Annotated in this window: 3 protein-coding genes; all 3 read left to right on the top strand. The window is 70.5% G+C overall.

The features are described 5' to 3' along the window. On the top strand, positions 1-2315 hold a 2315-nt coding region (locus B7X32_RS17760; protein WP_292722655.1), incomplete at its 5' end, for a polysaccharide lyase 8 family protein. A gap of 197 nt (positions 2316-2512) precedes the next feature. Then, positions 2513-3757 (top strand): glycosyltransferase, encoded by a 1245-nt coding sequence (locus B7X32_RS17755; protein ID WP_292722653.1) that lies wholly within the window; start codon positions 2513-2515, stop codon positions 3755-3757. 6 nt (positions 3758-3763) lie between these two features. Further along, the gene (locus tag B7X32_RS17750) at positions 3764-4984 is read left to right on the top strand and encodes a glycosyltransferase family 4 protein (protein ID WP_292722650.1); all 1221 of its coding nucleotides are present in this window, start codon (positions 3764-3766) and stop codon (positions 4982-4984) included. Positions 4985-5523: the final 539 nt, after the last annotated feature.

Here is a 5523-nt window from a genome sequence, read left to right as displayed (position 1 = left end):
AGCGCCGCGCGGTCATGCTCGCCGGCGACGGCAGCGCCGCGGCCGTCCCCGAGCTCGCCGGCGTGCTGAGCGGGATGAGCGCCGCGGCGACCGCGTCCTGGAACGCGATGGTCCGCCCGGCGGCGTCCCCCGGGATCTGGAGCGATCTGCCCCTCGCGGGCGTGACAGGCACCGTCCTGTCCGGGAACATGGGGGTCACCTTCAACCGCATCTTCGACCTCGCGCTGGCATACGCCACCGCGGGGTGCGCGCAGCACGGCGATGCGGCGCTCGCCGCCGATCTCGTGGACGCCCTGACCTGGCTCAGCGCGAACGTCTACACGGCGGGCAAGTCCCCGGTCGGCAACTGGTGGTTCTGGGAGATCGGCGTGCCCCGCAAGGCGGCCGACATCTGCATCCTGCTGCACGATGTGGTCCCGGCCGACGTGCGCACCGCGCTCCTGGCCGCCGCACGCTTCTTCACGCCGGACCCGAACTGGCGAGGCCGTGGCACGAGCCTCGCCGAGACCGGCGCCAACCGCACGGACAAGGCCCTGTCCTGCGCACTGCGCGGAATCCTCGACGGGCGTCCCGACGAGGTCGCGCTCGCCCGCGACGCCCTCAGCGACACGGTACGCGCCGGGAAGAACAGCGTGTTCGGCTATGTCACGAGCGGCGACGGCTTCTACGTCGACGGATCCTTCGTGCAGCACACGTATCTGCCCTATGTCGGCACCTATGGCGTGGTCACACTGGGCGGCATCGCGGAGATCCTGGGACTCCTCGGCGGAAGCGACTGGGACGTGACGGACCCGAAGAAGTCGGTCGTCCTCGACGCGGTCGAGGCCTCCTACGCCCCGTTCATCTGGAACGGCCGCATGATGGAGGCCGTCCGCGGACGCGCGGTGTCGCGGCAGGGCGAGCCCGACTACGTCGACGGCGCCGCCGCCATCACCGCGATCCTGCTGCTCGCCCAGGGCGCGGGCGAGCCGTACCGCTCCCGCTACCTCTCGCTCGTGAAGGGCTGGCTGCAGCGCTGCACCGACGAGAAGCTCTACGGCCTGCACACCCAGACCGTGGCGAAGTCGCTGCTCGTCACCTCGATCCTCGGCGACGACGCGGTCGTGCCGGCCGACGCCCCGGTCTACACGCGGGCGTTCGGCGACCAGGACCGCCTCGTGCACCACCGCCCGGGCTTCAGCGCCGTGGTCAACGTCTCGTCGAAGCGGATCGGGCGCTACGAGTGGGGGAACAAGGAGAACAACCTCGGCTGGTACCAGGGCGACGGGATGACCTTCTTCTACAGCGCGGCGGATCCGGCCCAGTACAGCGCCGACTTCTGGCCCACGGTCGACCCGTACCGGCTGCCGGGCACGACGGTCACGGCGGCGCCGAGGGCGAACGGCGCGACCGACGGCACGGGCATCCCTCGCGCGTTCCAGGCGTTCGGCGGCGGCCTCGCGCTCGACGATCGCTGGGGCATCCAGGGCATGGACCACCTGAACTTCGACAAGTCGCTCAGCGCGCGCAAGTCGTGGTTCTTCCTCGACGACAAGGTCGTGTGCCTGGGATCCGCGATCGCGTCGGCATCAGGGTTCGACGTGTTCACCACGATCGACAACCGCTCTTTCGCGCAGGGAACCGTGCCGAACGTGCGCACCGACAACCGCAACCGCGTCCTCACCGCGGCCGACGGGGCGATCACCGTGAAGCGCAACGTGCACATCATGGGTCACGGCGGATACGTCTTCCTCAAGGGCGAGAACGTCTCAGGCGCGATCGACGTGCAGGTGGTGCCGCGCTCCGGCGACTGGCAGACGATCAACTCCGGATCCGACACGGGCGGCACGACCGAGGTCAAGAACCGCGACTACGTCACCGTGACGCATCACCACGGCACGGATCCGTCCGGCGGGGGATACGCCTACATCGTGCTGCCGAACGTGGCGCACTCGGTGACGTTCACGGAGTCGGATGCGCCGAGCGTCGAGGTGCTCGCGAACAACGCGCAGGCGCAGGCGATCCGCGTGGCGGGTCAGGGGCTCGTCCTCGCCAACTTCTTCCAGGCGACACCGGCTGATGCGACGCCCGCGTACGGCGTGACGGTCGGCGGACCGTGCTCTCTCGCGGTGCGCACCGACGCGGGACGCACCACGGTCGCCCTGTCGGATCCGAGCCGCACGCAGACGACCGCGCGGGTCGTCCTCGCCGGCGTCGCGGAGTCGACCGTGGTCGAGGGGGATGACGGGGTGAGGGTCGTCGGGACGTCGCCGCTCACCCTCGAGTTCGACCTCGACGGGCACGGGCACGCCAAGAGGATCGTGCTCGGGGCCTGAGCCGCGACGGAGGGCCGGTGCTGCGACCACAGCGCCGGCCCTCCGCCGCGCGGCGACGCCGTCTCGGATCCGCCTCCCTCGGATCCCCAGCCCCCTCCGGTAGAGTGGCCAGCGCCCGATCCAGGCCATCTCCGCGGGGTTCGAGCGGCCGATGAGGTGCTCGCCGGCACCGCGGCCCAGCAAAAGGCAGCAATCACGTGACTTCCCCCGGCGACCATCGCCCGCAGGCCACCCCCGACAGCACCGCGTCCACCCCGGCAGAGCCCGCGGCGCCGCGCCCGCTGCGGATCCTCATCGGCGCGGACACCTTCTCTCCCGACGTGAACGGCGCCGCCCGGTTCACGGAGCGCCTCGCCGCAGGCCTCGTGCAGCGCGGCCACGACGTGCACGTCGTCGCCCCCAATCAGGCCTACCGCACGGCGAAGCCCCGCATCGAGGTGATCGAGGGCGAGGCGATGACGCTGCACCGGCTGCCGTCGGTGCGCTGGGCGCCGCACGACTGGCTGCGCTTCGTGTGGCCGTGGCGCTCGAAGCACTACGCCAGGAAGGTGCTCGACGAGGTGCAGCCCGACGTGGTGCACATCCAGTCGCACATCGTGATCGGACGCGGCCTGTCGCGGATCGCGCACCAGCGCGGCATTCCGGTGATCGCCACGAACCACGTCATGGCGGAGAACATCCTCGACCACACCACGATGCCGAAGTTCATCGACGACATCGTGCTGCGCCTGGCCTGGGCGGACGCGGGCCGCACGTTCGCGCTCACCCGCGCCGTCACCACGCCGACCCGCCGCGCGGCGGACTTCCTCGAGCGCACGATCGACGTCGAGGGCGTCATCCCGATCAGCTGCGGGATCGACCGCACGCAGTACACGCCGGTCATCGGCCCGCGGGAGAAGAACCGCATCGTGTTCGTCGGCCGCCTCACCGCCGAGAAGCAGGTCGAGGTCATCCTCAAGGCGATGACCAAGCTGGATCCCGCTCTCGATGTGACCTTCGACATCGTCGGCGGCGGTGACCAGCGCAAGCAGCTCGAGGCGCTCGCCCAGCAGCTCGGCCTGAAGGATCGCGTGATCTTCCACGGCCGCACGACCGACGCCGAGCTGCGGAGCCTGCTGAGCCGCGCGTCGCTGTTCGTGATCGCGTCGATCGCCGAGCTGCAGTCGATCGCGACCATGGAGGCGATGGCGTCGGCGCTGCCGATCGTCGCCGCCGATGCCGTCGCGCTGCCGCACCTCGTGCACGACGGCGAGAACGGCTACCTCTTCGAGCCGGGCAACGTCAACGAGCTGGCCGCACGGCTGACCGACGTGCTCACGGCGGATCCCGCCGAGTACGAGCGCATGCAGCGCGCCTCGCTCGACGGTGTGCTCGTGCACGACATCAACCGCACGCTGGACACCTTCGAGGCGCTGTACCGCGACGAGCCGCTGCCCGAGTAGCCCCGGATGCACATCCTCTTCTTCGGCGACCAGCACGCGGAGTCGCTGGGCGGGGCGCAGGTCTCGATGCGGCTGCAGCGCAAGTACCTGGAGCGGACAGGGCACACGGTCACGATCGTCGCGCCGCGCATGCACGCCGAGCGGGCGAGGCTCGCCGGCGCCGAGGACGACCCGGGATACGTCGACCTCCCCTCGATCCCGATCACGGCCGACCGCGAGTACTCGCTGACCTGGCCGGGACGACGCACCGACCGCTTCCTCGACCGTGCGCTGACCCGCCGTCCGCCGGTCGATCTCGTGCACGTGCAGGCCGACTTCTGGGGTGCGTACATCGGGCACCGCTTCGCGCACCGGCACGGCATCCCCGCTGTGCACACGATGCACAACCGCGTGGACGTCGGCATCGCCGCGGTGACCCCGCTGCACAAGCCCGTGCTCGGCGCGCTGAACCTGTGGCGGCGCACGGCGCTGCGCGGGATCGGCACGCAGCCGCACGCTGCAGACGGCTGGGCGTACCTGGCCGGGATCGCCGCGGAGTCGCGGGCCGTGACCGCGCCCTCGGGGCACTTCGCCCGTCGGCTCGAGGAGCACGGCGTCTTCGGATCCGTGGACGTGATCTGGAACGGGATCGACGACGAGGTGCGCGAGCAGGTGCTCGCGGCCGCGCCGGCGGAGCGCATCCCGGGGAGGCCGCGGTTCATCTGGCTCGGCCGGATGAGCCCGGAGAAGCGGCTGCTGCCGTTCCTGGAGGCCGTCGTCGCGAGCGACGTGGACGCCGACATCGAGATCGTCGGCGGCGGGGGAGAGCGGCGCGCCGCCGAGCGCATCGCCGCACGCGCCGGGCGACCCGGCATCCACTTCGCGGGACGGGTGGGCTATGCCGAGGTGCTCGCCAGGATCGCCGCGGCCGACGCAGTGGTGCAGACCTCGATCGGCTTCGAGACCCAGGGGATGACGCCGTTCGAGGCCGCGACCCTCGGCACTCCGACGGTCGTAAGCGACCCCGACATCGCGGGTGAGCTGCGGGGCGGGCTGTGGGCGGTGCCCGACGTCGGGGTGGACGAGCCTGCGCGGGTGGCCGCGCTCGCGGACACTCTGCGCATTGCAGCCGCCGACATCGCGGCCGGGCGTGCGCCGGAGCCGGATCCGCAGGTCGCCGCCGACTTCCGGCAGTCGTCGCGGACGGCGGCGATGCTCGAGGTGTATGGGCGGGCGATCGCGGGCTGAGTGCGGGGGAGTGCGGGTCCGGACACGCGGCGTGGGGGCGGCGCCGGGAGGGACTCGAGAGTGTTTTGAGCCTTCTGCAGAGCAACGCGCAACGACAACAGCCCGAGCGCGTTCGTGCGCGCGAATACCGTCGACCGAGTGATGCCGCTTCTGAACGCCGCAGTGGCTCCAGAATGTCCGGTAACCGATTGCGTGTCGTCGGCGGGTGCCTCTTGAGCTCCTCGAGGAGCGGCGGACCCACATCGACGCGAGTGCGTCGATGAAGGACGAGAATTGCACTAGCACTTCTGAGGCAACGTCGATTTTTTCGACGCCGCAATAGCAAGGTTGTGCTGTTCCCGAAGGTCGCAGTTTCCACCGCCTCGCCCCATGCGACGGGTTCGCAGCGGCTTCACGGGAATCAGGCGAAACAGACCAGCTAGTCGATCGTGACGGTGGAGGGGACTGCTGCACGAATAGGTGACATCTGATCTGGCTTGCCCTGGGAGGGCGGCCTGGAAGGATGTTGCTGTGCCGAAGCCCTACCCCACTGAGTTCCG

It is taken from the genome of Microbacterium sp. 13-71-7 (genome assembly GCF_002257455.1).
Classification (GTDB): domain Bacteria; phylum Actinomycetota; class Actinomycetes; order Actinomycetales; family Microbacteriaceae; genus Microbacterium.
This window is presented reverse-complemented; position numbering and strand designations above follow the sequence as displayed.

Coding starts and splice junctions, on each gene's coding strand:
- B7X32_RS17750 (WP_292722650.1), top strand. CDS start 3,764: ATGCACATCCTCTTCTTCGGCGACCAGCACGCGGAGTCGCTGGGCGGG.